Source organism: Neobacillus cucumis, assembly GCF_023715505.1.
This window is the reverse complement of the sequence record NZ_JAMBOH010000133.1, coordinates 1-363: the sequence shown is the minus strand read 5'-3', so window position 1 is coordinate 363 and position 363 is coordinate 1. Positions and strand designations below refer to the sequence as shown.

At 37.7% G+C, this 363-nt stretch carries 1 pseudogene; it reads right to left on the bottom strand.

Annotation, left to right across the window (positions count from 1 at the left end):
• Positions 1-363 (bottom strand): annotated as a pseudogene (locus tag M3226_RS31760) (IS4 family transposase); the annotation flags it as partial.

Sequence of the window (363 nt, the reverse complement as noted above, 5' to 3'; positions counted from 1 at the left end):
AGCATACGGAAGCCTTTATAAAAGCGCATTTTTTGAGAGGCATGATCAAAACAACGAGCTAGTAATTCGACGGATTTACTACGATTTCGATCATAAGAAGAATCATCTAATACTAAGACCTTCGGTCGGTCATGATTCGAGAGTTTCGTTACCTTTTCAATTGTGTGGACACTAAGAAACAGTAAAAATCTACGCCACGCGAAGGTTGACTGATTCAAGAAACGATAGACAGTGTCCCTTAGCAGGAAAATCGGTAGATTTTCTACTTTCAAGCGTCCGATACCAATTCTTGTTTTCAAAGATCAAACAAAAAATTAATTGGAAAAGGTAACCACAAGAAAAGCCCAAAGACTTTGTTATTCC